The 25,838-nt window shown below is 63.3% G+C and carries 26 protein-coding genes; 11 read left to right on the forward strand and 15 right to left on the reverse strand.

Features of this window, described 5'->3' with window-relative positions:
- Nucleotide 1: 1 nt before the first annotated feature.
- The 3 genes from ABRP30_RS16705 to ABRP30_RS16715 are packed head-to-tail and all read right to left on the reverse strand — an operon-like array spanning nt 2 to nt 2,031.
- Nucleotides 2-301 carry a DUF202 domain-containing protein gene (locus ABRP30_RS16705; protein WP_349974883.1) on the reverse strand — a complete coding sequence of 100 codons (300 nt, stop codon included), beginning with the start codon at nt 299-301 and terminating at the stop codon, nt 2-4.
- Nucleotides 294-680, reverse strand: a complete 387-nt coding sequence (locus ABRP30_RS16710) for a YidH family protein (protein ID WP_267816871.1) — start codon at nt 678-680, stop codon at nt 294-296. The genes ABRP30_RS16705 and ABRP30_RS16710 overlap by 8 nt, the downstream gene beginning before the upstream one ends.
- Nucleotides 681-708: 28 nt before the next feature.
- Nucleotides 709-2,031 (reverse strand): DUF1329 domain-containing protein, encoded by a 1,323-nt coding sequence (locus tag ABRP30_RS16715; RefSeq protein WP_372490325.1) that lies wholly within the window; start codon nt 2,029-2,031, stop codon nt 709-711.
- Nucleotides 2,032-2,201: 170 nt separating this feature from the next.
- On the opposite strand from ABRP30_RS16715, the gene ABRP30_RS16720 reads away from it, so the two are divergent.
- A complete protein-coding gene (locus tag ABRP30_RS16720) occupies nt 2,202-3,164 on the forward strand; it encodes a LysR family transcriptional regulator (protein WP_241805301.1) in 963 nt (320 codons plus the stop codon).
- Here ABRP30_RS16720 and ABRP30_RS16725 read toward each other — a convergent pair.
- From ABRP30_RS16725 to ABRP30_RS16735, 3 genes are all read right to left on the reverse strand, one after another.
- Nucleotides 3,149-4,423, reverse strand: a complete 1,275-nt coding sequence (locus tag ABRP30_RS16725; RefSeq protein ID WP_267824008.1) for an MFS transporter — start codon at nt 4,421-4,423, stop codon at nt 3,149-3,151. The two genes, ABRP30_RS16720 and ABRP30_RS16725, sit on opposite strands and share 16 nt — an antisense overlap.
- Nucleotides 4,424-4,528: 105 nt before the next feature.
- Nucleotides 4,529-5,692, reverse strand: coding sequence for an acyl-CoA dehydrogenase family protein (locus ABRP30_RS16730; RefSeq protein ID WP_267816877.1), 1,164 nt, complete (start codon nt 5,690-5,692; stop codon nt 4,529-4,531).
- 14 nt (nt 5,693-5,706) lie between these two features.
- Entirely contained in the window at nt 5,707-7,254 is a 1,548-nt protein-coding gene (locus tag ABRP30_RS16735) for an AMP-binding protein (protein WP_267816880.1), read from the reverse strand.
- Between the two features lie 206 nt (nt 7,255-7,460).
- Here ABRP30_RS16735 and ABRP30_RS16740 point away from each other — a divergent pair, with 206 nt between their 5' ends.
- Nucleotides 7,461-8,252 (forward strand): substrate-binding domain-containing protein, encoded by a 792-nt coding sequence (locus ABRP30_RS16740; RefSeq protein WP_267816882.1) that lies wholly within the window; start codon nt 7,461-7,463, stop codon nt 8,250-8,252.
- Nucleotides 8,253-8,287: 35 nt separating this feature from the next.
- Here the strand turns inward: ABRP30_RS16740 and ABRP30_RS16745 are convergent, their stop codons facing one another.
- The 4 genes from ABRP30_RS16745 to ABRP30_RS16760 form a co-directional block, all read right to left on the reverse strand.
- A complete protein-coding gene (locus ABRP30_RS16745; RefSeq protein WP_267816884.1) occupies nt 8,288-9,544 on the reverse strand; it encodes an OprD family porin in 1,257 nt (418 codons plus the stop codon).
- Between the two features lie 65 nt (nt 9,545-9,609).
- On the reverse strand, nt 9,610-10,914 hold the full coding sequence (locus tag ABRP30_RS16750) for a CitMHS family transporter (protein ID WP_241805305.1): 1,305 nt from the start codon (nt 10,912-10,914) through the stop codon (nt 9,610-9,612).
- Nucleotides 10,915-11,039: 125 nt separating this feature from the next.
- A complete protein-coding gene (locus ABRP30_RS16755) occupies nt 11,040-12,356 on the reverse strand; it encodes a dicarboxylate/amino acid:cation symporter (protein ID WP_267816887.1) in 1,317 nt (438 codons plus the stop codon).
- 77 nt (nt 12,357-12,433) lie between these two features.
- Nucleotides 12,434-13,513, reverse strand: coding sequence for a 4-oxalomesaconate tautomerase (locus ABRP30_RS16760; RefSeq protein WP_267816889.1), 1,080 nt, complete (start codon nt 13,511-13,513; stop codon nt 12,434-12,436).
- A gap of 147 nt (nt 13,514-13,660) precedes the next feature.
- Here ABRP30_RS16760 and ABRP30_RS16765 point away from each other — a divergent pair, with 147 nt between their 5' ends.
- Nucleotides 13,661-14,554 (forward strand): LysR family transcriptional regulator, encoded by an 894-nt coding sequence (locus ABRP30_RS16765; protein WP_241805308.1) that lies wholly within the window; start codon nt 13,661-13,663, stop codon nt 14,552-14,554.
- A 21-nt stretch (nt 14,555-14,575) separates the two neighbouring features.
- Here the strand turns inward: ABRP30_RS16765 and solA are convergent, their stop codons facing one another.
- Complete coding sequence (solA, locus tag ABRP30_RS16770; RefSeq protein ID WP_372490326.1) at nt 14,576-15,715, reverse strand: N-methyl-L-tryptophan oxidase; 1,140 nt, start codon at nt 15,713-15,715, stop codon at nt 14,576-14,578.
- Nucleotides 15,716-15,859: 144 nt separating this feature from the next.
- On the reverse strand, nt 15,860-17,104 hold the full coding sequence (locus tag ABRP30_RS16775; protein ID WP_267816893.1) for an MFS transporter: 1,245 nt from the start codon (nt 17,102-17,104) through the stop codon (nt 15,860-15,862).
- A 115-nt stretch (nt 17,105-17,219) separates the two neighbouring features.
- Between ABRP30_RS16775 and ABRP30_RS16780 the strand changes: the two genes are divergently transcribed.
- Complete coding sequence (locus ABRP30_RS16780; RefSeq protein WP_349974885.1) at nt 17,220-18,149, forward strand: LysR family transcriptional regulator; 930 nt, start codon at nt 17,220-17,222, stop codon at nt 18,147-18,149.
- Here ABRP30_RS16780 and ABRP30_RS16785 read toward each other — a convergent pair.
- Complete coding sequence (locus ABRP30_RS16785; protein ID WP_349974886.1) at nt 18,146-19,093, reverse strand: MerR family transcriptional regulator; 948 nt, start codon at nt 19,091-19,093, stop codon at nt 18,146-18,148. The genes ABRP30_RS16780 and ABRP30_RS16785 overlap by 4 nt on opposite strands.
- A 96-nt stretch (nt 19,094-19,189) precedes the next feature.
- Here ABRP30_RS16785 and ABRP30_RS16790 point away from each other — a divergent pair, with 96 nt between their 5' ends.
- From ABRP30_RS16790 to ABRP30_RS16820, 7 genes are all read left to right on the forward strand, one after another.
- Nucleotides 19,190-19,636: a PAS domain S-box protein gene (locus tag ABRP30_RS16790; protein ID WP_267816899.1), complete on the forward strand. Its 447-nt coding sequence runs from the start codon at nt 19,190-19,192 to the stop codon at nt 19,634-19,636.
- A 100-nt stretch (nt 19,637-19,736) separates the two neighbouring features.
- Nucleotides 19,737-20,159: a nuclear transport factor 2 family protein gene (locus ABRP30_RS16795; protein ID WP_241805316.1), complete on the forward strand. Its 423-nt coding sequence runs from the start codon at nt 19,737-19,739 to the stop codon at nt 20,157-20,159.
- The gene (locus ABRP30_RS16800) at nt 20,156-20,908 is read left to right on the forward strand and encodes an SDR family oxidoreductase (RefSeq protein WP_241805317.1); all 753 of its coding nucleotides are present in this window, start codon (nt 20,156-20,158) and stop codon (nt 20,906-20,908) included. Before ABRP30_RS16795 ends, ABRP30_RS16800 begins: the two co-directional genes overlap by 4 nt.
- Nucleotides 20,909-20,915: 7 nt before the next feature.
- Nucleotides 20,916-22,163 (forward strand): NAD(P)/FAD-dependent oxidoreductase, encoded by a 1,248-nt coding sequence (locus ABRP30_RS16805; protein WP_267816902.1) that lies wholly within the window; start codon nt 20,916-20,918, stop codon nt 22,161-22,163.
- Complete coding sequence (locus ABRP30_RS16810; RefSeq protein WP_267816904.1) at nt 22,160-22,972, forward strand: DUF1365 domain-containing protein; 813 nt, start codon at nt 22,160-22,162, stop codon at nt 22,970-22,972. The genes ABRP30_RS16805 and ABRP30_RS16810 overlap by 4 nt, the downstream gene beginning before the upstream one ends.
- Complete coding sequence (locus tag ABRP30_RS16815; RefSeq protein ID WP_349974887.1) at nt 22,947-24,206, forward strand: cyclopropane-fatty-acyl-phospholipid synthase family protein; 1,260 nt, start codon at nt 22,947-22,949, stop codon at nt 24,204-24,206. The genes ABRP30_RS16810 and ABRP30_RS16815 overlap by 26 nt, the downstream gene beginning before the upstream one ends.
- A gap of 2 nt (nt 24,207-24,208) precedes the next feature.
- Nucleotides 24,209-24,697, forward strand: coding sequence for a DUF2878 domain-containing protein (locus ABRP30_RS16820; RefSeq protein WP_349974888.1), 489 nt, complete (start codon nt 24,209-24,211; stop codon nt 24,695-24,697).
- Nucleotide 24,698: 1 nt separating this feature from the next.
- Here ABRP30_RS16820 and ABRP30_RS16825 read toward each other — a convergent pair whose 3' ends face one another.
- On the reverse strand, nt 24,699-25,235 hold the full coding sequence (locus ABRP30_RS16825; RefSeq protein WP_349974889.1) for a DUF3833 domain-containing protein: 537 nt from the start codon (nt 25,233-25,235) through the stop codon (nt 24,699-24,701).
- A 2-nt stretch (nt 25,236-25,237) separates the two neighbouring features.
- On the reverse strand, nt 25,238-25,792 hold the full coding sequence (locus ABRP30_RS16830; RefSeq protein WP_349974890.1) for a chalcone isomerase family protein: 555 nt from the start codon (nt 25,790-25,792) through the stop codon (nt 25,238-25,240).
- Nucleotides 25,793-25,838 lie beyond the last annotated feature (46 nt).

The raw sequence follows: 25,838 nt of genomic DNA on the forward strand, positions 1-25,838 counted from the left end.
GCTAAGCAGTGCGGCGCAACCACACGCCCAGCACCAACCCGGCCACCAATAACGCAGCCAGCGGTACGGTGCGCACTGCAGCCCACCCCCGCTCGCCGCGCAACATGGCCAGGCCCCGGCGGTAGATGGCGCGTTCGCGGACCCTGCCCAGTAGCGCCAACGACAGTGCCGCGCCGGCCACAGCCACCAGGCCGCCGCGCCAGGCCAGGCAAGCCAGTACCAGTAAAGCCAACTGGGTTCGCCGCCAGGCCAACACCGTACGCTCGGCCTGCAGCCCGGTATCGGCCGGGCCGTCAGCCATGCCAACGCCCCCATAACAGCGGTATCAGTGCCGCGCAGCCCAGCGCGCAGGCCACGCTCAACAGCGGTACCAAGCGTGGCAGCGGCAATGGCGCAGCGCGGCGCAGGGCGCGTTCCACCACCAGCCAGCGCCAACCAGCCCCCAGGCTTACCAGCAGGCTCGCCAGCAGCAACGCGAACTCCATCGCCAGGCGCCCGGATTGCGGCCAGGCATGCGCGGCAAAGGTTTCCAGGGCAATGGCACCGCCCAGCAATGCCAGGGCGGTGCGCAGCCAGGCCAGAAAGGTGCGTTCATTGGCCAGGGTGAAGCGCGGGTCAGGTGGCTTGCCAGGCCCCAGCAACCAGCGCTCCCAGGCGCTGTAATGGTGATCGGAACTCATCGGCTGTCCTGTGTGTGGCCCTGGGCGCTCAACGCAGCCCTTGGCTGCGCAATGCCCCGGGCGAGAAGTACGAAGCGCTGGTGCGCAGGTCGAAGGTGAAGGGTTTGGGTTGCTCGTTGGTCAGGCCCGACAGCTGGTAACGCCCATTGCGCAGGTCGTAGATCACCTCCATGGCGTTGACCAGTGCCTGCCCGGTGACGTGGTAGTAACTGTGCGCCTGGGCCGTGCGCCACAGCCGCCCCTGGTGGTCGAAGAAGTCGGCTTCGACGATGGCCCAGCTGTCCTCGTCCAGGTAATAGCGGCGGCTGGCATAGATATGCTCGGCCCCGGGCTTGAGGGTACCGACCAGCTCCCATACCCGGTGCAATTCGTAGCGGGTTGGCTGCGGGTTGACGTGGCCCGGGCCGACCAGCGCGGTGTAGCTCAGCTGTGGCGAAGCCAGCCGATAACTGTTGTAGGGTACGTGCAGGGTTTTCTTGCCGATCAGGGTCCAGTGGTAAAGGTCCGGGGCACCGTTGAACATGTCGCGGCTGTCGGCGGTGCGCAGCCCGGCCGTCCCTGGGGTGATGCTGTCGTAGGCCACGGCAGGCGCGCGCCGTACGCGTCGCTGGCTGCTGCTGTACAACCACGACAGGCGTGGCTGGGCGACCTGGTCGAGGGTTTCGTGCAGCACCAAGGCGTCACCTGCCAGGCGCGATGGCGCGGTCATGCGGTAGCTCAGGTAATACAGTACGTTGCTTGCCTGGCCGCCAGGCAGCACATCGGGCCTGGCGAAGGTTTGCTGCGCGCTGAACATGACAAAGCGACCATCACGACGCGGGGTGATGCTGTCCGACGCCAGGCTGTAACTGCCGTTGCGTGGCCGCGTCAGGTGGTTCCACAGTACCTGCAGGCCATTGCGTGGCAGCGGAAACGCCAGTACCCCGGCAAAACCCTGCACGCCATTGCCGTCATTGACCAGATGGGCGCTGGCGGCGTTGTGCCGGGCCCACTCGCTGACCCGAGCCGGCACCGCGACACTGCGGTGCGAGGGGTATACCGGCAGGCGAAAAGAGTCGGGAAAACGCTCGAGCAGCGCCACCTGGCCTGTCGTGAGCTGCTCGCGATAGCGCCGGTAGTTCTGCGCGGTGATGGTGTACAGCGGCTGCTCATCGGCGTAGGGGTCAAGCGGCGTGCCGTTGACCGCCAGTGAGACCTGCCCCGGTTGCAGCCCCCCGTTCCAGGCCGGTATGCGGCCATCACTGCTGGGCGCACGCTCGGCACCCACGGGTGTCAGTTGCGGGGGCAGTGGCGTAGCGCCAAGGTGAAGGGCCAGCAGGCTGGCATTGACGAGCAGGATACTTCGCAGCATGGCAGCAGGTTTCATGGGGTTGGCCTCTTGTTGTTGTTGGCTGACCTGGCCGGGCGGGCTTGCTTTGGCACGCCCCTTCCGGGTGATACTAGGAGCCACGCTTCGAACCCCACAAATAACGTGTTCGGATACGTGCCATATCAGTTCGGCATACCCTTGGAACCGCTGCGATGACCCTCAAACAGCTCCGCTACCTGATCGCAATCGTCGAAGCCGGCAGCTTTTCCTCGGCCGCGCGTCGTGCCTACATCGCCCAGCCGGCGCTGAGCAGGCAGATCGGCCTGCTGGAGAGTGAACTGGAAATGCAGCTGCTCGACCGCCAGCACGACGGCATCGTCCTGACCGACGCCGGTCGGCAGCTTTACGAGGTGGCCCGCCAGGTGGTGCAGAAGCTCGATTCGGTGAAGGACGAGCTCAAATCGAGCCGCGGTGACCCCAAGGGCCACGTCGCCATTTCCATTCCTGCCACCGCCGCAGACATGCTGCTGCCAGAAATCATCAAGCGTGCCGAGCAGCGCTTTCCCGGCGTGACCCTGACCGTGTGGGACGGCCTGAGCCGCAACGGCGGCCAAGCCATCGAATTGGGCAAGGTCGACTTCGGCGTGGTGCCCAATGCCGAGGAGCTGGAGCATGTCGAGGCCGAGCCGATCTTCACCGAGGCGCTGTACTGGGTCGGCCCTTCAGCCGCTGGCGTCGCCGATACCATCACCCTGGCCGAAGCCGCCGCCACGCGGCTGGTGCTGCCACCAAGGGCACTGCACCTGCGCCGGCGCATCGAACAGGCGGCCATGGAAGCCGGCGTACCGTTGGCGGCCGCCTACGAGCAGCAGTCGGCCCCCGGCATCGCCAGCCTGGTCCGCGCAGGGCTGGCGGCGACCATCAGCAACTGGCCGCCGCTGTGCGAGCTGCTCGAACCGACCCAGGCGCGGCTCATCGTCGAGCCACGCATCAGCCGCACCATTGCCTTGGCGCACTCACGGCACAAGCCCCTGTCGTTTGCCGCCGGTTGCTTGCACGACCTGGTGCGCGGGCTGCTGATCGAGCTGGTACTCGGCGGCCGCTGGCGTGGTGAGCTGATCGGCGGCGATGACGCGCCGCTCGGGTCGGTGCCGGGGGTTCAGCTGGCTGTCTGAGAGCGCGCCGGCACCCCAGGCGCCACCGCACGCGGTTCAGCCAAGCGCTTCAGGGTGCGCTGCGGGTTCAGGCTCACCAGGCCCACCAGCCCCGCCACGACCAGTACTGCGCCACACACCAGAAAGCCCTGGGCATACCCGGTGGGATGCGCGGCACCTGCGCCCTGCACCAGCAACCCGGTTACCACCGGCGCAGCCAGCCCGGCCAGCGAAGCGATACCGTTACCGATGGCAAGCACCCCGCCGCGCTGGGCCGTCGGGGTGAACTCGGCGAGCATGGCCGGCCCTACGGAGTACATCACCAGCGCCAGGCCACCGCTGAAGGTCAGTGCGCCAACCCGCACGGCGGTGCTCAGGCCTGGCAGCATCAGCGACGCAGACAGCAGCCCGGAAAGCACCAGGCACAGCGAGACGAACACGCCGCGCGCCACGCGCGAAGATACGCCACGGCGCATCAGGCGTTGTGACAACCAGGCCATGAACAGGCTCAACGGCGTGGTCACCACCACGAACATCACAAAGATCCGCCCGGTCTGCAAGGGGTCTATGCCCAGGCCGACCTGCAGATAACTGGGCACCCAGGTCAGCGTCAGGGCCAGTGACCAGTTGGCGGCGAAGTGGCAAAGGTAGTTGCCCATCACGCTGGGGTCGCCCAGCAGCTTGCGGTACGGTATTGCCGGCTCATCGCTCTTGAGCTGGCTGGCACGCAGGCGCTCAAGGGTGCCCTCCTGCCCCAGCCGCCACCACAGCAGGCACCACACCACGCCGATCAATGAAAGGATGATGAAGTTGGTGCGCCAGCCATAGTGCAGGCTGACCCAGGGGATCATCGCGCCGGCCACCAGCAGCCCCATGGCGCTACCGGTGTGCAGCAACGCCACGGGCAGGTTGCGACGGTCATTGGGAAACCACTTGTACAGCGCATGGGTAGCGACCGGCGATGCCGGGCCCTCACCGATGCCCAGCAACACGCGGCAGGCAACGATGGCCCACAGTGAAGTGGCGAACAGCATCGGCAACTGGATCACCGCCCAGAACAGGCCCATGCCCAATAGCAGCGTGCGGGTGGGGCGCCGGTTGGCCATGAAGCCACCCACCACGGCGGACAAGGCGAAGAACCAATGCAAAGCGCCGCCAATCAGCCCGAACTCGGTCGCGGTCAGGCCCAGCTCGGCGCTCATCGGCACCGCAACCAGGCCAATCACCACCTTGTCGAGAAAATTGATCAGCATCAGCATGGCCAGCAGTACGGCCACCATCCAGGCGGTCCGTGGGTTGGGCAGGGAAGCATCCACAGTCATGGCGATTACTCTTGTTATTGTTGTGGAATGTGACAAAAGGCCGCCTTGGTGGCGGCCTGAGGGTCACGCGGGCATCAGCACGCTTTTGGCGATGGTGTTGCGCTGAATTTCACTGGTCCCGGTCAGGATGCGCATCATTCGGGTGGCACGGAAAATCCATTCCACCGGGTGGCCCTGCATCAACCCGGCACCGCCATGCACCTGCACGGCCTTGTCGGCAATGCGGAATGCAGCCTCCGAGACGAACAGCTTGCACATCGGCGCCTGGGTACGGATATCGCCGCCGGCATCGTTCACCTGCGCCGTGGCGTAGACCATGCTGCGTGCTGCATGCAGCTCGGTAGCCATATCGGCGATCATGTGGTTGACCGCCTGGAACATGGCGATCGGCTGGCCGAACTGCTTACGGCTACGGGCATGCTCGATCGACAGGTTCAGGGCCAGGCCGGCCATGCCCAGCAAGGTCGGGCAATGCAGCAGCCGGTTGAGGGTAATGCGCCCCATGGCCAGCTTGAAGCCCTGGCCCTGCTCGCCAATCAGGTTGGCCGCTGGCACGCGCACGTCATCCAGCACGATGTCGCCGTGGGCCCCGCCACCGGACATCACCGCATAGTCGCTTTCGACACGCACGCCCGGGGCCTTGAGGTCGACGAAGAACGCCGAAATACCCTGTGCGCCCTGCCCGGGGCCGGTCACGGCCAGCAACACCGCCAGGTCCGCGTACGTGGCACCAGAGATGTAGCGCTTGCTGCCGCTCAGCACGTAGTGATCACCATCGCGGCGCGCCTGGGTACGGATGGCAGTGGCGTCTGAACCCGCCTCGGCCTCGGTCAGGGCGAAGCACACGGCTTTCTCGGCACGGCACACTGGCTGCAGGAAATGCTCCACCTGATAGGGGCTGGCCACTTTGAGCAGGTGGCCCACCCGCGGCGGCCCGGACAGCTCGCCCAGTACGTGCGGGGCGAGCATCGAACCGGTCAGCACCGTGGCTTCTTTCACGGCGCACAGGTCAGCCACGCTCAAACCTGCACCGCCCATGGCTTCGGGCAGCATGAGGGTGTAAAGGCCCTGCTCGCTGGAGCGCTTCCAGACTTCCCGCAAGACCGCCTGAGGATGCGGGCGCGCCCAATTCAGCTGCATCTGCTGCTCCAGCGGGCGAACCTGGTCGCGGACGAACCCTTCGATGGCTTCAATGATCTGCGCAGCTTTTGCACTTGGTTGATACATGGTCATGCTCCCTGTCAGATACGACGATCGCTGTGTTGCCAGTAGGCTTCCCGGACCAGGCGGCGGACCACCTTGCCATTGGGGTTCTTCGGCAGTTCGGTGACGAAATCCACGCCTCGCGGCTTCTTGAAACCGGCCAGTGCACGGCCGCAGCGCTCGATGAGCTCGGCGGCGTCAAGCTGCGCGCCAGGCTTGAGCACCACCACAGCACGCACCGCTTCACCCCACTGCTCGTCCGGCACACCGACCACTGCCGCCTCGAACACTTCGGGAAAGCCGTAGATCACCTGCTCCACTTCGCTGGGGTACACGTTGAAGCCCCCGGAAATGATCATTTCCTTCTTGCGGTCGACGATGAACACGTAACCCTGCGCATCGACCGTGGCCAGGTCGCCGGTCAGGTAATAGCCGTCGCGCATGACTTCGGCGGTGAGCGCGGGCGCGCGCCAGTAGCCCTGCATGATGTCCGGGCCCTTGACCACGATTTCGCCGATCTCGCCCGGCACCACATCCTCGAATGCGTCGTTCACCACACGCAGGTCGGTCTCGAAATAGCAGCGCCCGCAAGAGGCCAGGCGTTGGTAGTTGCCGTCCTCGACCAGGTGGTCCTGCTCGGTCAGTACCGTGACCAGCGAGCAGGTTTCGCCGGCGCCATAACCTTGCACCAGAATCGGCCCGAACAGTTCGATGGCCTTCTTCACCAGGGCCGGCGCCATGGGCGCAGCGCCATACATGACCAGTCTGAGGCTGGACAGGTCGAAGCGCTCGACATCGGGGTAATTGACCAGGCGGTTGATCATGGCCGGCACCAGGAACAGCCGCGTCACCCGCTCACGTTCGATGGTCTCCAGCAACAGGCGATCGTCGTAGCGGTCGAGCAGCAGGTTGCAGGCGCCTACCGCCAGCAGCGGCATGATCTGCATGCCGCTGGCATGGGTGATCGGTCCCACATGGGCCATCACATCATCAGGGCCAGAGCGCCGCGTGGGGCTGGCGATGCTCTTGCGGACCAGCGCCTTGCGGTTGCCAAACGACAACATGGCCGCCTTGAGTACCCCGGAGCTACCGGAGGTGTAATGCAGCACCGCCAGGGCGTCGTCGGCAGGGTCAAGGCTGCACGGCGCCTCGCTGCCGCGCTCAAGCAGCGCGGCGTAACCCAGGTCACCGCCCTCGCCCTCCAGCGCGATCACCTGGCGCAACATCGGCAAAGCCTCGCGTCGTTCGGCCAGCGCCTGGGCGAAGGTGGCATCGGTGATCAGCGCAACGCTGCAGGAGTCTTCCAGTACCCGTACCACTTCATCCAGCGACAACCGCGCGTTGATCGGCACCTTGACCATCGCTGCCTTGTACAGCGCCACCTCTGCCTCTACCAGTTCCACGCGGTTGGCAGCGAGGATCGCCACATGTTCACCGCTGGCCACGCCCAGTGCGCCCAGCCCCGAGGCCAGGCGGTTGCTGCGCCGTTCCAGTTGGGCATAGGTCAGGCGCGTCTGGCTGTCCGCCACGGCAGTGTGGTCCGGCCAGTAGCGGGCACTGCGGGTAATGATCTTTCCAAGGTTCACGTTGTTGTTCTCGTCGACAGGAAGACATCGACGATGCTAAACACCCAGGCGTGGCCGGATGTAATACCAGTTTCCGATGCCGGCCATAACGAATTTGGCTGGCGCTATCATCAACGCCATTGGTTAAGGATGTTTAACCTGATTTCACCCATCCTGCGGAGCACGCGCCATTAACATGACGCGTCTTTGACCCAGGATTCTCAGCAATGCGAAATACGCTGTTACGCGCAACCTTGCTTCTTTCCGTAACTGCGGCATCGGCAGCAGTTGCCGCACCGACACCAACACTCACCGTACTCAGCTCGGGGGGCATCATGGGCGCCATCCGCGCGGCGCAACCTGCTTATGAAAAGGCCTACCACGTCAAGCTCGACATCCAGGCGGCGCCCTCGATGGGTGACACCCCACAGGCCGTACCTAACCGACTCGCCCGCGACGAACCTGCGGATGTCGTGCTTATGGTAGGTTCGGCGCTGGACGGCTTGCAGGCCAAAGGCCTGGTCGAGCCGACCAGCCGTGTCGATCTCGGCAAATCCTATATCGCCATGGCAGTACGCAAGGGTGAGCCCAAGCCAGACATAAGCAGTATGAAAAGCTTTCGCCAAACGCTGCTGGACAGCACATCGGTAGCCTATTCCGATAGCGCCAGCGGCGTTTACCTCTCCCGTTCATTGTTCCCCCGTATGGCGCTGGGCGAGAGCTTCAAGGCCAAAGCCCATATGATTCCCGCCGAGCCAGTGGGGGCAGTGGTAGCGCGCGGGCAGGCGCAGATCGGCTTCCAGCAATTGAGCGAGCTCAAACCCGTCCCAGGCATCGACATCGTTGGGCTGGTTCCATCGCAGGCCCAGAAGATGACGCTGTATGCCGGCGCTGTGGTCAGCAACAGCGTCCATCAGGCACAGGCACGACAACTGCTGGACTATCTTGCCTCGGCCCAGTCCGACGCAGCTATCCAGGCCAGCGGCCTGACACCGCTGCAGCATGCCGCCAGGCAATAGCGGTCGACGGGCCGGGCTCATGCCCGGCCGCTGGCTCACCAGATGGCGACGTCATAGGTCAGGTACAGGCGGTTGCTGTCCCGACCGCGGGAAAAGTCAGACCTGTAGACATAGTTGCGCAGCCGTATTCCAAGCCCTTTGAGGGCCCCGCCCTGCACCACATACGCAAGCTCGGCGTCACGCTCCCACTCACTCAAGCCCTGCGCTCCGGAGCGGCCGTTGTCCCCGCTCAGGTAGCGCGTCATGAAGGTCAGCCCGGGCACCCCTGCGGCGGCAAAGTTGTAGGCATAGCTTGCCATCCAGGTCTTTTCTTCTTCCTCGATGAACTTGCCGATGCCAACGTTGCTGAACGAATACACCGTTGCGCCACTGATGTACGGCAGCCCGGCTTCACCGTCGAGCACCTGGTACCCAGCGCCGAAGGTGTGCCCTGAATGGGCGTAGGACACTTGCGCACTGAACATGTCGTTGTCGATGCTGCCGCCGTATGCGGCGCCGCTGTCACGGCTGGCGAAATACCGCAGGTCGGTGGTCAGCACCCCGCCGGCCAGCGCAAGGTCATGCACCAGGCCGGCGAAGTCCTGGCGGTAGAAGTGTTCGAGCTGACCGTGGAAGTAGCTCAAGCGCACGTGCTTGCTGAGCGCGTAGTCGGCGCCGGCGAAGTTGAAATCGCCCGACTCGGCGCCGCCATAACCGTCCAGGTACAAGCCGGTACTGTCGGACGAGTCGCGTTGTTTGAATCGGTCGAGATGCCCGGCAGTGAGTGTCAGCCGCTCGATGTCGGTGCTGGTCAGCTGCGTGCCCTGGTAGGTCTGCGGCAGTAGTCGGGCATCGTTGTAGACCAATACCGGCGTCTTGGGCAGCAAGGTACCGTGCTTGACCACCGTACGGCCCAGGCGAGCCTTGGCCGTCACCCCGGCACTGGCGAATTCCTGGGCAGCGCGACCGTCGTCATGCACCGGCAACAGGCCCGTACCGCTGCGGCCACGGCCGGAGTCCAGCCTGACTCCCAACAGCCCCATGGCGTCGAGCCCCAGGCCCAGCGTGCCTTGGGTAAAGCCTGACTGATAGTCGAGCAGAAAACCCTGCGCCCACTCGGTTCGCTCGCTTTTGGCGGTGGCGGCGGCGCGGGCGCTCATGCCCTGCTCGTCGCGGAAATTTTCGTTGAAATAAACGTTGCGCAGTTGCAGTTTGAGCGTGCCGTCATCGACGAATCCAGCAGCGCCGGCAACAGGCAGGCAGCCGCAGAGCAGGCCACAGGCGGCCGCCGCACGCAGAGCAGTTGGGGACATGGTCGGTACTCTGTTGTTGTTTTTGAATGAGTTGAAAGCGGGCGCCCGGCGGCGCCCAGGGCGGTTCAGACGAAGAAGGACAAGGCCCCGGTGGCCAGGGCCAGGGCGGTGATCACCAGGGAGGTGAGCACCGCCCATTTGACGGTGGCCTTCTGGAAATCACCGATATCGCGGTCGACCATACCCACCAGCAGCAGGGTCGAGGCCACCAGCGGGCTCATCAGGTGCACAGGCTGGCCGAGCACCGAAGCGCGGGCGATCTCTACCGGGTCGATGCCGTAGGCAGCCGCCGCGTTGGCCAGGATCGGCACCACGCCAAAGTAATAGGCATCATTGGACAGCACGAACGTCAGCGGCATGCTGGTGATCGCCACCACCAGCGGGAACCAGTGGCCCCAGGACTGCGGAATCCAGTCCACCAGTGTCTGCGCCAGCGCATCGACCATTTTCGTGCCGGAGAAGATGCCGGCGAAAATCCCTGCGGCAAACACCAGCAGCACGACCGTCATGGCGTTGCCGGAGTGGGCCAGGATGCGCTCTTTCTGCACCTCCAGTTGCGGGTAGTTGATCATCAAGGCAGCAACGAAACCGATCATGAACAGAATCGCTGCGTGCATCACGCCCAGGACCAGCGCGACCATTACCGCTACCACCAGCAGCAGGTTCACGTAGGCAAGCCGCGGACGCTTGTGCGGCGTGTCCTCGAGAATCGCCTTGATGTAGCAATTGCCGCCACCAGACTCGAGCTTGATGTTGCCGATGCGTTTGCGTTCAGCACGGCCCAGCAGGAACGCGGTGAAGACCACCCAGGCAGCCCCACCGATCATGGTGGGCAACATCGGGATGAAGTACTCGGTCGCATCGAGCCCCAGCGCCGCGATCGCCCGCGTCGCCGGTCCGCCCCAAGGACTCAGGCCGCTCATGATGCTCAGTGAAAGCATCGCCACCGTTGCCAGGATCATTGGGTTCATGCCGATGCGCTTGTACAGCGGCAACATGGCCGCGCAGGTGATCATGTAGGTGGTGGTGCCATCACCATCGAGCGCCACCAGCAGCGAAAGCAGTGCAGTGCCGATGGCGATCTTGATCGGGTCGCCATTGACGCGTTTGAGAATCTTGCGGATCAGCGGGTCGAACAGCCCTGCGTCGATCATCAGGCCAAAGAACAGAATGGCGAACAGCAACAAGGCAGCCGACGGGGCAACCATCTTCAGGCCGTCGAGCATCATCTTGCCGGTGGTCGGCGCAAAACCGCCGATCACGGCGAAAACGATGGGGACTACGGTGAGCGCAACGATCGGCGACAGGCGTTTGCTCATGATGAGGTAGGTGAATGTCACCACCATGATCAAGCCAAGCAATGCAAGCATGATTGGGTTCTCTTGTTTTTATTCTAAGGCGTGGCCATCTGGCGCGCAGACGGCCCCCTGCCCCACTCGGCATCACAGTGATGCTGAGCGGGGGCCAAGTCAACGAAGGGGGTTAAGGGTGACGATCAGCCGTGACGACGGGGCTCTGCAGGCCAGCTGGACACCGTTGGCGTACCCTGCTCGGCGAGCGGCTCAGGCTCACCGTTCAGGGTGCGCATCAAGGTCTCCCGCTCACAGGCATTTTCCGACAGCGAAACCACCACGGTGGCAACGGCATTGCTGGCCAGGCTGGTCAGGGCGCGCGCCTCGGACATGAAACGATCGACGCCGATCAGCAACGCCAAGCCTGCCAAGGGGATGTCGTGGATGACGGTCAGGGTGGAGGCCAGGGCTACGAAGCCACTCCCGGTGACACCGGCAGCGCCCTTGGAAGACAGCAGCATGATGGCGAGCATGGTGATGGTCTGGCCCAAGGTCAGGTCGATGTTGCAGGCCTGGGCGATGAAGATGGCCGCCAGCGACAGGTAGATCGCCGTGCCGTCCAGGTTGAAGGAGTAACCGGTGGGCAGCACCAGCCCCACCACACCTTTTTTGCAGCCCAGTGCTTCCAGTTTCTCCAACATGCGCGGCAACACCGGCTCGGTGGAAGAAGTACCCAGCACCACCAGAAACTCCTCACGGAAATAACGCAGCAGTTTCCACAGGCTGAAACCGTGCGCGCGGCAGATGCCACCCAACACGACGATGACGAAGAAGGCACAGGCGATGTACAAGGTGCCGACCAGCTTCGCCAGGGCGCCAAGCGAGCTGATTCCGTACTGGCCTACGGTAAAGGCCAGTGCACCGAACGCACCGATCGGCGCGAAGCGCATCAGGTAGCCGAAAATGCGAAACACCATGGTCGAAGCGGATTCGAGCACATCCAGCACCGGCTTGCCCTTTTCACCCATCGACGACAGGGCAAAGCCGCTGAGTACCGCGATGAACAGCACTGGCAGCACTTCGCCTTTGTTGAATGCGCCGATGAAGGTATCGGGAATGATGTGCATGAAAAAGTCGACCACACTCAGTTTCGCCGCAGACGCAGCATACTGGCTCAGCCCTTCGGTGCTGAGGGTGGCGGGGTCGATGTTCATGCCCTCGCCAGGCCGAAAGAGGTAGACCGCTGCAAGGCCGATGATCAGGCTGACCACGGTCAGGCCCAGGAACAGCAGCAACGTCTTGCTCATCAAACGCCCCAGCGAACGCTTGTCGGTCATGCCGGCGATCCCGGTGACGATGGTGCAGAACACCACAGGCGCGATCATCATCTTGATCAGCTTGATGAAGGCATCGCCCAGCGGTTTGAGCGCAACCGCCTGTTGCGCCCAGAAATGCCCGACCACCACGCCCAGCAGGACGGCGCAGAGGATCTGGAAGTACAGTGATTTTGCGATCTTCATGAGGCATCACCCATTGTTGAAATTGTGCGGATGCGCTTGTGTTGCCTGGGTTACCACGGTTTGACGCCTGGCAGGTTTCAACCCGCCATGCGCTGAAAACCAGGGGCGTATACAAATCCGGAGAACAGCCGGCGGGCGGTTCGAACCACCGAGGCCTGAATGGTCTGGCCATCCGGGCCACCGCGCGAAAGCGCGACATCGATACCGCCGCTAGGATGTTCCAGGCGCACTTCGGTGAGTGCTTGGGCGGTATCACCGAGCATGTCCATCACGACGGTGCCTGGGCTGACGCAGGCAGTTGCCAGCCCGATGGATCCTGTGATGGCCAGCGCCCGGTGGCAGTTGTGCGGCATGAAATACCTTACCTGCAGCGTACCGTCATAGCGCGGCGCAGAGATCAGCACGGGCTTGGGGATCACCATGTTGCTGACGTCGCCCAGGCCCATGGCCTTGCCCGCTTTCAGGCGCAGGGCTTCCAGGCGCTGCAGCAGGTGCGTGTTCGCATCCAGTTGCGCGGGGGTTTCCGAACCTGTCACGCCCATTTGCGCGGCATCGACGATCATCATCGGCATGGCCATGTCGATGCAGGTGACAGGGATACCGTCGATCACATCCTTGGCCTGCCCGGTAGGGAACAGCTTGCCAGTTTTGCTACCCACGGCATCGAGGAATGTCAGGTGCACCGGGGCGGCAGTCCCCGGCACGCCGTCGATCGCCGTACGCCCTTCGTAGCGCACGATGCCGCCGGGGGTCTCCACCAGCGAATTGACGAACGTGTTGGTATTGAGGTTACGGATACGCACCAGGGTCTTGCCGTCATTGCCCTTGACCAGCCCTTGCTCGATGGCGAAAGGGCCCACGGCACACAGCATGTTGCCGCAGTTGGGGGCGGTATCGACGCGGCGCTGGGCAACCATCACTTGCACGAACAGGTAGTCGACGTCGGCGTCGGCATGCAGCGAAGGGCTGATGATGGCCACCTTGCTGGTCTGCGGGCTGCCACCGCCAATGCCGTCGATCTCCAGCTCGTGACCGGAGCCCATCAGGTTGATCAGCAGCTCGTCGCGCTCGACCACATTGGCTGGCAGATCCCACGCATGAAAGAACGGGCCTTTGGAGGTACCGCCGCGCATGAGCACACAAGGAATTCGTTGCATGACTACTGACTCTTGTTGATCAATTGGGGAAATTGATGTTCTGGACACAAGAGTGACAAAGTTTGATAAATCGATCCAATGCAAATATCGTAGCCATTGTTGCGTTTTACAAAACAATAAAGCGGTGAATTCCCTTAGGAAAACGTCATGGAATATGAGCTGCAAGACATCAGATCTTTCGTGAAAATCGCCGAACTTGGCAGCTTCCACGAGGCGGCGGAGGTGCTGCACCTGTCACAACCGGCGTTGAGCCGGCGGATAAAAAAGCTCGAAGAGGGCCTGGGAACGCCCTTGCTCGAACGGACCACCCGGCGCGTGAGCCTGACCACGGTCGGCCGCGACTTTCTGCCCAAGGCCAGGCGCCTGCTGGACGATTTCGAAGATTCGATCCTGAGCATTCGTGAACTTGCCGAGCGCCAGACCGGCCAAGTGACCCTGGCCTGCATCCCGACCGCTGCGTTTTACTTCCTGCCCTCGGTGATTCGGGACTACAACGAGCAGTACCCGAAAATCCGTATTCGGCTGCTGGACCTCAGTGCCAACGAGGGGCTGGAGGCGGTGCTGCGCGGTGAAGCCGATTTCGGTATCAACATGATGAGCGGCCAGCATCCGGATATCGAGTTCGTGTCGCTGGTGCAGGAGCGTTTCGTGCTGGCGTGCCGGCGCGATCACGAACTGGCCGATCGCGCATCGGTCACCTGGACAGAGCTTGCCGATTACAGGCTCATCGGCGTCGGGCGCCTGAGCGGCAATCGCATGTTGCTGGACCATGCGCTGTCCGGCCTCAGCTGGCGGCCGAAGTGGTTCTATGAGGTGCAGCACCTTTCCACCTCGTTGGGCATGGTCGAAGCGGGGCTGGGGGTGTCGGCCATGCCAAGCCTGGCCATGCCGGCTGCCGACCATCCGACGTTGGTGAGCGTTCCGCTGATGGAGCCCGAGGTGACGCGTACGCTCGGGCTGGTGTATCGGCGTGGGGCCTCGCTTTCACCTGCGGCCGAAAAGTTCGTTTCCATTCTGCTGGAGAAATGGCCGAATCGTTGATCGGTCGTGGCCAGCCACGCATCAGGTTGAGCGTTGTCCTTGAAATCGTTGCAGGGTGAATGATGAAAGATCGAGGTCGGTCCAACCCCGGATGCACCACTGGGCGAATGCCTCGCCCAAGGCGGCGGAGTGCTTGAAACCATGACCAGAGCACGCTGACACCACCAGGGTGTGCTTCAGCGCAGGGTGTTCATCGATGATGAAGTGGCGATCGGCAGTGACGGTGTAGGCGCAAACAGCCGACTTGACCACCCTGTCGGTCACCCCGGCGATACGGCCTTGTACTTGCGACTCATACATCTGCCGCTGTTCTTCTGCGCTCACGGTCCGGTCCAGCAGGTCGGGCAGCGATGCCGTGTGGTATTGGGCCGTGGCAATCTTCATGCTGCCCTCCCCCGGCAGCGCTGGGAAACCATAGTTGATTTTGTCGTCCCCGCGCCCATGGGTGAGGATGAACGTTGGCGATGCACCCTCAAGGTCCGCCTCGGCCGCGAGCTCGAACCAGAACAGTTTCTGCCGGTAGACCCCCAGCAAACGGTCGAACGGCTCGCCCAACAAACCGCCCGCCCAGTTGCCGGCGCTGAACACCAGCTTGCGCGCCTTTAATGTGCGCAGGTTGGTGCAGACCGTGACACCGCAGTCATCCGAGCTGATCTGAGTGACCGTTTCTGCTGTGTGCAGCGTCGCCCCGTGTTGCATTGCCAGGCGCAGCTGCACGTCGATGCACCGCTCGGGGCGCACGAAGCCGCCACCGGGCTCGAAGTAGCCGATCGCATCGTCGCGCACATTGGCAAATTGCGGGAAGCGTTGACGGATCTGTGCGGCGCCAAGCACTTCGTGCTCGATTCCATAGGCCTGGGCCAGGCCTATGGTGCGCAAGGTGAAATCGCTTTTATCGTGCGGATCGAAGTCGGGACTGGAGGTCAGTGCAAGCAGACCGGACTGTTCGAACAACGATTCGCCAGACAGCGCCTCAAGTTCACGCCAGATCTGCTGAGCCCTCTTCACGATCGGCACGTACTGGGCACCCTCGCCGACGGAAAGACGCGTAATGCGCGTATCACCGTGGCTCGAGCCGAGGGTATGCGGTGGGTGGTAGCGATCGACCCCCACCACATCGACGCCCGCCTTGGCCAGTTGATAAGCGGTGGCGGCCCCCATTGCACCAAGCCCGATGACGACTACTTCGCAATGCTCCACTGACTATCGCTCGCTCAAAAAAGGCGGTAGTTGAAAGCAGGCGGGCCCAGGAAACAAAGAATTAAAGGGTATATCGATATGCCCATGCGCAGGCCGTGTTCACCATCAGCCTTGCTTCACTGGCGCGGATGCCGCTGGGCGGGCGCGGTGAGCAGCCTTGCCGGCCCGATCGCTTGCCACCCACAGCAGCAGTGAGAAGCCCACCGCCAGCACTGCAATCAGCGCGCCCACCCAGCCCAGCGCAGCCAGCCCCAGTTGCTCGATGGTGAAGCCGCCAATCACAGCGCCCAACCCGATGCCCGCGTTCGCCGCCGAGACATTCAATGTGCCGGCCAGGGCCTGCGCTTTGGCACCTGCGATCATCACGCGTACCTGGCAAACAGGGAACAACGCGGTATACGCAATACCCCACGCGGCCAAGGCCACCACCAGTAACCACCGCGTATCGACCGCAGGCGGCGCGCCTGCCATGCCGGCGCCCAGCACCGTCAGCAGCACGATGGTCGCGCCAAGCGGGCTGCGGTCGACCAGCCGCCCGCCGATGGCGTTGCCGATCATGCCCACCGCACCGAAGCCCATCAGCCACCAGCCGACCTGCGCGCTGGGCACGTGGGCAAGGCGCTCGAGGATGTCGGCCAGGTAGGTGTAGGCGCTGAACATCGCAGTGAACACCACCACAGAGAGCGCGACATGGAAGATGAATTTCGGGTCCCGCAGGATGATCGTCTGGCGTTCGCCGCCCGCCCTTTTGGGCGCCTCCGGCAGCTGTGGCAGGCACACCCACATCAGCAGCGCGATGACCAGGCAAAGGCCCGAGATCAACCAGAAGGTACCCCGCCAGCCGAGGGCATCGGCTGCCAGTGTGCCCAGCGGAATGCCGAACACGAACGCCGCCGTGATGCCCAGATAGACCCGCGCTACGGCCTTGCCTTCATTGCCTTTACCCGCCAGCTGGCCTGCCGATTCACTGGCGGTGCCCCAGAACACCGGAAGCGTGGCAGCAGCCAGGATGCGCGACAAGGCCATGGTCCAGAAATCCGTAGCGACCGCCGAGAGCGCATTGGATGCGGCGAAGATGATCAGCACCCCGAGAAACACCTTTTTGCGGTCCCAGTGGGATATAGCAGCGGTGAGAAACGGCCCGACCAGCATCACGGTAAAGGCGAAAACGGTGACCAACTGGCCCGCTTTCGGCACAGAAATACCCAGATCACGGGCGAGCCCGGGCAAGATGCCGAGAATGATGAATTCGGTGGTCAGCACAGCGAACGCCGCCATCGTCAGGATCAGAATACTGGTGCCTGCACGGGCATCTGCTGCCCCCGACAGGGACGCAGGGTTGGCATGCATGAGCGACTACTCCAGAACAGGGAATTGGAGCAGGAGGGTATCCTGGAATAAAATTATCGTCTTTGGTATTTAAGAAAGGCCATTTGAGAAATTCATTCAACAATTGGAGGCGTCATTGCTCAATGAACAACGCTTGAAGGGCATTGCGGTCTTCATTTGCGTGGCAGAGGCCGGAAGCTTCACTGCTGCGGCCGAACGCATGAGCCTGACCACCTCCGCCGTCAGCAAAAGCGTGACCCGGCTGGAGCAACGCCTGAACATGAAGCTCTTCGCACGCACCACACGGCGCTTGGCGCTGACCGATGCGGGAGCCAATTACTATCAGACCTGCAAGCAGATCCTGGCCAGCCTGGAAGAGGCCGAAATGCAGATGCACAGTGCCCAGGTCGAGCCCTGTGGCCGGGTGCGCATCGACTTGCCTGCTTCCTACGGCAAACTGCGGGTACTGCCCTTGCTCATCGAGCTGATTGCCGAGCATGAGCTGCTGATGCCACATATCACGCTCACGGACCGCTTCCTCGACCCCATCGAGCATGACATCGACATCCTGGTCCGCATTGGCGGGCCGCACATCTGGCCCCAAGGTGTAGAGCGGCGGCTGATTGGCGTGCAGCAGCACATCTTTTGCGCCGCACCGGGTTATCTGCAACGCCGGGGCGTGCCTGAAACGGAGCGGGACCTCCATGAGCACGGCTGCGTGCTTTATGGCCGGACCGACGGCGGTGTGTATCCGCTGCACTTCCCAGGTGCCCATGCCAGCGACAGCGAGCAGCGCGTGGTCTCGGGCCGTATTGCCATCGGCAACGCAGAAGGCCAGCTTGCCATGGTGCTGGCCGGGCTGGGGGTGGCCCAGTTGCCCTCCTGGCTGGTGCAGGAGCATCTTGATGCGGGCTCGCTGGTCCAGATCCTGCCGCAGCTGAGCACCACCGGCCTGCCTATCAACGTCGCATGGCTGAAAAGCCGGCAGTCGCTTCCCAAAGTAGCCGCATTGGTCGATGCCATCTGCACCAGGCTAAGCGATCAAGCAACAGCCAACGCCGGCTAGCGGGATTGCTCGGCGCTTTGCTTCCCTGGTGCAGGCTGGGTGGTCGAGAGCTCCAACGCCCCCCTGAGCAAGGCATTGAGCATCGCGCCGGCATCACCACCCTGCCCTTCCAGCAGGCGCAGTGGAATACCCTTGAGCGCAGTCGCCGATTCGGCCAGGCCATCGCCGAGCAGCGCCAATGGGCAGGCAATATCCATCTGCAAGGCGCGCAGACGATCTGCCAGGCCACGGCTCACAGGGGGCTGCACCAGCAGCACCAGCGCGGCAGGCGCAATGGCTGCACACAACAGGGGCAACTCCTCCAGCGGTTGTTCGCTGCTGAGCACCTCGATCCGCTGCTGCTCGCCGCTCATCAGCAAGCCGTGGCACAGCAGTTCAAACTCAGCGCTGCCACCGGTGCCGGCCAACAGCACGCGGGGGGCGGCGGCCTGGTTCAACTGCAGGCGTAGCAGCAAACGGGCGCGCAGAAAGGCATCGAGAAACAGCCACTGGCTCCGCTGGCCGTATGAGCTGCCTGACTGTAATGTGCGCCACACAGGCATCAGTATGTCGAGCAGCACCGTGGATTTGGGCAACAGTGTGAACAGCTGGCCATGAATGGCTTCTAGCGCCTGGCCATCGAACGCCAGGGTTACGCGGAGCACCGCAGCGCGCCACGTGGCATAGCCATCGGCAGCCGGTTCAACCGTTTGCTCATAGGCGTCTCGCCGCCTGGCCAGCATTTCGCTGACTTTGCTGATCGGCAGCCCGCTGGCGGTCCAGCGCAGTATGTCGCGGATGTGCTGCACATCCTGTGCGGTGTACAGCCGGTGACCACCCTCGGTACGCTGCGGCTGGATCAGGCCATGACGGCGCTCCCAGGCACGCAAGGTCACCGGGTTGACCCCGGTCAGGCTGACAACGTCACGCATTGGCAACAGGTCGGTGAAGGTCGCTTCGTTCATTGCGGCGGATCATCAGGGCGGTTACACATACTAAACCTATAGCTGCATGCAGGCTAAGCTGCGCATAAGCATACGCAACCACTTCAAGGAGGCCCCATGATCGACGCAAAACTCCTGCAATTGATGGTCGAGGCGTCCAACGACGGCATCGTCATTGCCGAGCAGGAAGGAAACGACAGCATCCTCATCTACGTCAACCCCGCCTTCGAGCGCCTGACCGGCTACGCTGCCGATGACATTCTCTACCAGGATTGCCGCTTCCTGCAGGGGCAGGACCATGATCAGGAGGCGCTGGACGCCATTCGCCAGGCCATCCGGGACGGGCGCCCGTGCTGCCAGGTGCTGCGCAATTACCGCAAGGATGGCAGCCTGTTCTGGAATGAACTGTCGATTTCGCCGATACGCAACGAGGCCGATCAGTTGACGTACTACATTGGCATACAGCGTGATGTCACGGCCCAGGTGTTTGCCGAGGAAAGGGTACGAGAGCTGGAAGCAGAGGTGGCCCAATTGCGCCGGCAACTGGATGAAAGGGACAGCTGACACGCCCATGCAAAACTGTACAAAAATATGAACCTGTATAGCTTTATGCAGCGGGATCGACTATACCTGTACAAGAAACCATTTTTGTACAGGGCCGCGCATGTCAAGCTACCTGCAAACCTTCGCCGAACGCTTTGCCAGCCTCGATGCGAACAACCTCGACCGCTTGGGTGACTTGTACAGCGAGGATGTCACCTTCCGCGACCCCTTGCACAAGATCGACGGGCTGAGCGACCTGCGCGCGTACTTTGCAGAGCTCTACGCCAATACCCAGGAGGTGCACTACACCTTCGAGGGTACCGACGAAGTCCAACCCGGCCACGGCTACATTCGCTGGACGCTGAACTTCCGCCACCCACGCCTGGCCAACGGGCGCCTAATCAGTTTGCAGGGTTGCAGCCACCTGCGCTGGCATGAACGCGTGCACTTTCATCAAGACTACTTCGACGCCGGTGCACTGCTTTATGAGCATGTACCGGTGATGGGCAGCGCTGTGCGTTGGCTCAAGGGTCGGCTGGCATGAGCCGCTGTTGGCTGACGGGCGCCAGCAGCGGCATCGGCGCTGCGCTGGCGCAACAGCTGCTTGAGCAGGGGCATCAGGTGGCGCTGGGTGGCCGGCAAGCGGAAAAACTGGCGCCGCTGGCCGCCCAGTACCCCCAACAGACGCTGCAGGCCATCGGCGATATCAGTGACCCTCGACAGGTCGCTGATGTTGCCGCGCACATCGAGCGCAACTGGGGCGCGCTCGACCTGGTAATCCTCAATGCAGGCACCTGTGAATACCTGGAGCCAGGCCATTTCGACCCAGAGCTGGTCGAGCGCGTGGTGCGCACCAACCTGCTCGGCGTCAGTCACTGCCTGCAGGCTGCCCTGCCCTTGCTGCGCCGCGGTCGACGCCCGCACCTGGTGGTGATCGGCAGCTCGGTATCCTGGCTGGCGCTGCCCCGTGCCGGGGCCTATGGCGCCTCCAAAGCGGCCGTGCGCTACCTGATCGAGTCCCTGCGCATCGATCTGGTCAACGAGGGCATCGATGTCACGCTGGTCAGCCCTGGCTTTGTCGATACGCCATTGACCCGCCGCAATGACTTCCCCATGCCCCAGATCTGGAGTGCAGAGCGCGCCGCCAGGCACATTGCCGAGCGCATACCCAAGCGCCCGCTGGAAATCAACTTCCCCGGTGTCTTCACTGTGGTACTGCGCCTGCTGGGCGCAATGCCGGTGCGCTGGCGACTGAAGCTAGGCCAGCGCCTGGCACGTAAGCAACAGGACTGAAATAAACATGCGCATCGCAATCATCGGCAGCGGCATTGCCGGCCTCACCTGTGCCTATCTGCTGTCTCGGCGGCATGAAGTCACCGTATTCGAGGCCGCCGACTGGATCGGTGGCCACACCCATACCGTCGATGTCCAATGGGGTGGCCGGCAATACGCTGTGGACACCGGTTTTATCGTGTTCAACGACTGGACCTACCCGCACTTCATCCGCCTGCTCGACCAGCTCAAGGTTGCCTCCCGGCCCACTGAAATGAGCTTTTCGGTGCATGACCCGCGCAGCGGCTTCGAATACAACGGCCATGACCTGAACACGCTGTTCGCCCAGCGCAGCAACCTGCTATCGCCAGGCTTCTGGGGCATGCTGCGCGATATCCTGCGCTTCAACCGCAAGGCCATTGCCGACCTGGACAGCCAACGTATCGACGAGGCCACCACCCTGGGCGGCTACCTGCAGACGCAAGGCTATGGCCAGCGTTTTATCGACCACTACATCGTGCCAATGGGCTCGGCGATCTGGTCGATGTCACGCGCTGACATGCTCAGTTTTCCGCTGCAGTTCTTCGTGCGTTTTTGCCGTAACCACGGCCTTCTCTCGGTGAGCAACCGCCCGCAGTGGCGGGTGATCGAAGGCGGCTCGCGCAGCTACCTGGCGCCGTTGTGCAAACCCTTTGCCGAGCGCATCCGCCTCAACTGCCCTGTTGACCGGGTCAGCCGTGACGCAGGTGGCGTGACCGTGTTCAGCGCGGCCGGTAGCGAACGTTTCGACAGCGTGGTGTTCGCCTGCCACAGCGATCAGGCGTTGGCCTTGCTGGAGGCGCCGAGTGCCGATGAGCGTGCAGTGCTCGGCGCCATCACCTATGCCAGCAACGATGTGGTGCTGCATACCGACACCCGGCTGCTGCCCACCCGACGCAAAGCCTGGGCCAGCTGGAACTACCGCCTTGGCGGGCCGCAACAGGCACCGGCTGCGCTGACCTACGCGATGAACATCCTGCAAGGTATCGAAGCGCCGGTGACCTTCTGCGTGAGCCTGAACCAGACCGCGCTGGTGGACCCGACGCAGATCCTCGCTCGCTTCAACTACGCGCATCCGCAGTACAGCCTTGTCGCCCTCGCCGCCCAGGCCCGGCAGGCTGAACTGCAGGGCCGCCAGCACAGCTACTTCTGCGGCGCCTACTGGGCCAACGGCTTCCACGAGGACGGTGTGGTCAGCGCCTTGAAAGTGGCCGAGTGTTTTGGGGAAGCGTTGTGATCAGCAGCCTGTGCCACGGTTGGGTCAGCCATCGGCGCCTGACCCCGCGCCAGCATGCCTTTCGCTATCGTATCGGCATGCTCTACCTGAACCTGGATGAGCAAACCCACCTGCTCAGCCTCAGCCGCTGGCTGGGGCGGTCGCGACTGGCGCCGCTGAGCTGGCGCGAAAGCGATTACCTGCCAGCGCTGACCGGCAATGGCACGCCACTGGCCCAGGCCGCTCGGCAATTGGTTGGCCAGGCGACCGGGCAAACGCCGGAAGGCGCCGTACACCTGTTGACCCAGCCGCGCTGCTGGGGCCTTTCGTTCAACCCGGTGAGTGTCTACTTCTGCCACGACCAGGCGGGCCAGTTGCAAGCCATCCTGCTGGAGGTGCGCAACACGCCATGGCGCGAGCGCTTTCACTACGTATTGCCGGTGCAGGACGGCCTGTCTACCGGGTTTTCCGTGGCCAAGGCGTTTCATGTGTCGCCGTTCATGCCCCTGGACATGGAGTACCGCCTGCGTTTCTTGCTCGATGCGCGGCGCGTGCACGTGCACATGGAGAACTGGCGCGAAGGGCAAAAGGTGTTCGATGCCGACCTGGCGCTGCAGCGCGGGCCGCTGGATCGCACTGCCCTGCACCGCCACATCCTGAGTTTCCCCTGGATGAGCCTGCGCACCGTAGCGGCCATCTATTGGCAGGCCTTGCAGCTACTGCTCAAGCGCACGCCCGTCCACGACCATAGCGCCAGCCTGGGCAACCTGAGCCTGGGCCAAGCCGCCTCCAAGGAGTTAGATGATGACCGAGCCCACCCTGAGCGTTAGCAAGTCCACCGGCCTGACACCGCTGCTTGGCAACCTGGCCAGGACCGCCGTACTGGCCCAGTTGCGCGGCTTGGCCCACGGCAGTTTGCGGGTCATCTGCAATGATCGTCAGTGGACCTTCGGTGAAGCCGGCAGCGCCCTGCAAGCCGAGGTCGAGATCGTTGACGAGGCCGCCTGGAGCCTGGTCGCCAGTAACGGCTCGATCGGCGCTGGGGAAGGCTATATCCATGGCTACTGGCGCACCCCTGACCTGGCCGCGGTCACCCGTTTGTTCGTCGCCAACCTTGAGGTGCTCGATGCCATGGAGGGCGGGCTGGCACGCCTGGCACGCCCGGCCCTGCACCTGCTGCACCGGCTCAACCGCAACAGCCGACGCGGTGCGCGGCGCAACATCCTGGCCCATTACGACCTGGGCAACGCCTTGTTCGAACGCCTGCTCGACCCAACCATGATGTACTCGGCGGCGCAGTTCGAGAGCGCCGAGCAAACCCTGGAGCAGGCGCAACTGAACAAGCTTGAACGCATCTGCCAGAAGCTCGAACTCAAACCCCACGAACACCTGCTGGAAATCGGTACCGGCTGGGGCAGCCTGGCCATCCAGGCTGCCACCCGGTATGGCTGCCGCGTCACCACCACGACGCTGTCCGAGGCGCAGTACGCCCACACCCAACAGCGGGTGCAAGCGCTGGGCCTCACGCAACAGATCACGGTACTGCGCGAGGACTACCGCGACCTGAGCGGGCGCTTCGACAAGCTGGTTTCGATCGAGATGATTGAAGCCGTCGGCCACCGGTACCTGCCCACCTACTTCCGCCAGTGTGCCGCCCTGCTCAAAGAGGATGGCCTGATGCTGCTGCAGGCCATCACCATTCGCGACCAACGATATGCCCAGGCGCGGCGCTCGGTGGACTTCATTCAGCGCTACATATTCCCGGGCGGTGCGCTGCCATCCTTGACCGTGCTGCTGGACACCGCCAGCCGCAAGACCGGGTTGAATCTGGTGCATATGGAGGACTTTGGCCAGGACTATGCCCGCACCTTGCGCCACTGGCGCGATAACCTGCGCCAGGCGCGCACGGCACTCAAGGAACTGGGTTACGACGAAACCTTCCAGCGCCTGTGGGAGTTCTACCTGTGTTACTGCCAGGGCGGTTTCGAGGAGCGTGCCATCGGCGTGGCGCAATTGTTGTGGGCCGCGCCGAAGGCCCGTCGGGCGCCTTTGTCAGGTGCCTGAACATGTCCCGTACCTGGCTTGTCGCCAACGCCGTAGGGTTGCAGGCTGGCTGGTGGGTGTGTGTACTCGGCGCCCACACGCCCTGGTTGCTTGCGCTGGTACCGTTGGGCCTGGCGCTGCACTTGGGTTATTGCCATGAGCGCCGGGCAGAAGCGCGTGCGCTGCTGGCGGTAGGGTTTGCAGGTTGCCTGCTGGACAGCATCTTGGGGGCGCTGGGGGTATTCGCGTTTGCCCAGTGGCCCCTGCCCGGCTGGCTGGCCCTGATGTGGCTGGTGTTGGCCAGTGGTTTACGCCACAGCTTGGCCTGGGCTACCCACCCGCTCTGGCTTGGGGCGCTGCTGGGACTGTTCGGTGGGCCGTTGGCCTACCTGGCCGGGGCGCGGATAGCCGGTGTGGAACTGCCGATGGGGCCCATGCCTACCGCCCTGCTGCTGGCAGCGGTCTGGGCGGTGGCATTTCCGTTGATGCTACGCCTGGCAAGAGCAACCTGAGTCACGGCACAGCCGTTGGCAGGCGGCGGAAGAACAAGGTGATCTGCCCAACCTCCACACCCAGCTTGCGCATGCTCGAGCGGTTGATCAGGGTGTCCTCATCCATCAGGTACATCCAGTCATCGATGTCCATTTCCCAATGCCGGCCGTCGACCGGCAGGTCCAGGCGGTAGCGCCAGTGCAAAGCATTGCCCGCAACCTCGCCGCGGGCTTCGCCGATCACGTCGCCCGCACGCCCGCGCCAGCGCCCGGGGCCGTCCGGGGTCAGGGTCCAGGTGCGTTGCTGACGCGTACCGTCGCTGTACACGAAGTGCTCATCAAGAATCAGCCGATCCCCTTCGCGGCGGCTGTCGATGCGCACATCGAAGCGTTTGACCACCTCCCCCGAGCGATTCTGGAAGATGCCCCAAGCCTGCACCGGCCCGGAAAAGAACGTGACCAGGTCCAGCGCGGGTTTTTCACGGGCGTAATGGTCGACTTCGACATTGCCGCAGCTGGCCAGCAGCAGGCAGCCGACCAGTAGCAAGATTCTTCGCATGTTCAATCTCCTGGTTCATTACCGGCCAGGCCGAGCAGGCGCTGGCGCAATTGGGGGTCACGGGCACGCGGGTCCAGCCAGATACCAAAAAATGCCCGGGCGAATGCCGGGTCGGCGATTTCGCGACGCAGTTGGCCACCGACATAGAACCGACTGCCCTGTCCCGGCAGGTACACCCCGGTGATGCGCGTGCCTGGGCGCACATCGACGAACGCCCCGTTCATCGCCTGCGCCCAACGCTCAAGGGTGGCCTCGGCCAGGGGACGGTCGCTGAGGCGACGCATTTCATCGAGGCTGGCCTGCACCAGCGTGTCGCGTGACAGCTCCCGGTGGTAGAGAAGCTCCAGGGCAAACGGCTCACTCCAGCCCTGCGGTGAGCCGGCGCTCCACAAACGGGCGGTATAGACACGCAGGCCGAACCAGGTGAACTCACCGCTGCCCACGGTGCGTGCGTCGGGCACCGCTGGCCGCCAGTCCGCCACGGCGGGTGGCAAGGCGGTAAGCGCCACGGTAAGCACGAACAGATTCAGGGCTGAGATAGAGCTGCGCATGGCCATACGTTGAAGACCGTGATACCTAAATATTGTACAAGTATATTTTCAT

It is taken from the genome of Pseudomonas sp. WHRI 8519 (genome assembly GCF_040224055.2).
In the GTDB taxonomy this organism is placed as follows: Bacteria; Pseudomonadota; Gammaproteobacteria; order Pseudomonadales; family Pseudomonadaceae; genus Aquipseudomonas; species Aquipseudomonas putida_X.